The organism is Dietzia sp. B19 (assembly GCF_014145155.1).
Classification (GTDB): domain Bacteria; phylum Actinomycetota; class Actinomycetes; order Mycobacteriales; family Mycobacteriaceae; genus Dietzia; species Dietzia natronolimnaea.
Genome location: NZ_JAALED010000516.1, coordinates 1 through 1416 on the forward strand (window position 1 = coordinate 1; position 1416 = coordinate 1416).

2 protein-coding genes and 1 pseudogene are annotated in these 1416 nt (G+C 72.8%); all 3 read right to left on the reverse strand.

What is annotated here, in order from left to right; translation table 11 throughout:
- On the reverse strand, positions 1–351 hold a 351-nt coding region (locus tag G6020_RS14110; RefSeq protein ID WP_347237826.1), incomplete at its 3' end, for a formyltransferase family protein.
- A gap of 2 nt (positions 352–353) precedes the next feature.
- Positions 354–908 carry a peptide deformylase gene (gene def, locus G6020_RS14115; RefSeq protein WP_179525343.1) on the reverse strand — a complete coding sequence of 185 codons (555 nt, stop codon included), beginning with the start codon at positions 906–908 and terminating at the stop codon, positions 354–356.
- 81 nt (positions 909–989) lie between these two features.
- Positions 990–1416: pseudogene (locus tag G6020_RS14120) on the reverse strand (primosome assembly protein PriA); the annotation flags it as partial.

Below are 1416 nucleotides of genomic sequence, written 5' to 3' on the forward strand. Positions count from 1 at the left end.
TCCCCGCCACGCCGGCAGCAGCGAGAAGTGGAGGTTCACCCAGCCGTGTGCGGGGATGTCCAGGACGGGTCGCGGCACCAGGTGCCCGTAGGCCACCACCGGCACCGCGTCGGGTGCGAGGTCACGGAGGCGCTCGGCGAACTGCGGGTCGCGGGCGTTCGGCGGCGTGAGGACCTCGATCCCCGCGGCGTCGGCAGCCGCGGCCACGGGACTGCGGGACAGGCTCCGGCCGCGACCGGTCCGGGCATCGGGACGGGAGACCACCGCCACCACGTCGTGTCGGCCTGAGGTCAGCAGGGCCTCGAGTGAGGGGACGGCCGCCTGCGGTGTGCCGGCGAAGACGAGTCGCACCGTCACCTCACCGCCATCGCGTCGGCGAGTCGGTCGTAGACGACCCCGGCGCTGATGGCGTCGCTACCGAACCATCCGGACGACCGTATCCCGGCCATCGCCGAGCGCCGCCGGTCCGGGGTGAGGCGCTGGAGGAACAGGATCCCGTCGAGGTGGTCGGTCTCGTGCTGCACGGCGCGCGCGAGGATCCCCTCGGCCTCGAGACGCACCGGCTCTCCGTGCACGTCGACGCCGCGCGCCACGACACGCGCGTAGCGTTCGGTGGGTTCGGAGACCCCGGGGATCGACAGGCACCCCTCGTTGACGTGAGTCCTCTCGTCCCCGATCGGTTCCCACTCCGGGTTGACGAGGTGGCCCTCGCGGCCTCCACAGGTGTAGACGAACACCCGGGTGGACACGCCGATCTGGGGAGCGGCCAACCCGGCTCCGTCCTCGTGGCGGACCGTGTCCATGAGGTCGGCCACGATGCGCGCCAACCTGTCGTCGAACGAGGTGACGGGATCGGTCGGGGTCCTCAGGACGGGATCACCGAAGAGCCGGACGGGATGGACGGCCATGCGTATCTGAACTCCTCGCGGACGGGGATACGGGAAACGCCCATTCTAGGTGTTCTCCGGGCAACCCACCGCACGGGCCGGTCAGCCGATGTGTACCGGGTCGAGCCGGACCCGGACGGGGTCGGCGTTCCGCCGTCCCGACCGCGCCACCACGACCGCCCGTAGTTCGGTGGAGACCGCTCCGAGCAGCGGTGGCGGGACGCGGAGCAACACCCGCTCGGGGTCCTCCACGCCGTCGTGTCCGGGCAACTCCTCCCCCGGGGGGAGGTCGACGGGCCCGAGCACCTCCACCTCGTCCGGGATCCGGAGCTCGTCGAGGATCTCGGCCAGCGCGGAGGCCGGGCCGTCCACCGCCATCATGTGGACGGCGGGCGGGAACCCCACCTCGGCGCGGTCCGCGAGTTCGCGTTCGGCCCACCCCTGGGGGTCCCACCGCACCAGGGCCTGCGCGACCGGGGACCCGGAATCCGCCGACAGGAACACACGGCCCCCGTCGGCGGCCGGGCGG